Source organism: Desulfovibrio sp. OH1186_COT-070 (genome assembly GCF_003860215.1).
Classification (GTDB): Bacteria; Desulfobacterota; Desulfovibrionia; order Desulfovibrionales; family Desulfovibrionaceae; genus Desulfovibrio.
This window is the reverse complement of sequence record NZ_RQYH01000246.1, coordinates 1-329: the sequence shown is the minus strand read 5'-3', so window position 1 is coordinate 329 and position 329 is coordinate 1. Positions and strand designations below refer to the sequence as shown.

General features: G+C 56.8%; 1 pseudogene. It reads right to left on the bottom strand.

The features are described 5' to 3' along the window. Window positions 1–329 (bottom strand): annotated as a pseudogene (locus EII23_RS12700) (IS5 family transposase); the annotation flags it as partial.

The window sequence follows — 329 nt, the reverse complement described above, 5'->3', positions numbered from 1 at the left end:
CAGATGCAGTTTTGTGTTGAGCCCCCTTTTGTGCGGCTCATGTCCTGATTGCCTCCTCTTGCGCCTGCCGCATGTGGGTGAACTTTGCAATGACTGGCGTCGATCATCAGCCATTCAAAGTCCGGCTCATCAATCAGGATTTCAAGCAATCTCTCCCACACACCATTATCGCGCCAACGGATGAAGCGTCGATGGGTATTGCTCCAACCGCCAAAGTCGGGGGGCAGATCCCGCCACGGCGCGCCTGTACGCATAATCCGGAAGACCGCATTGATAAAGCGCCGATTGTCGTGGGCCCTGCCTCCCCAGCTTCCTTCACGTCCGGGCAA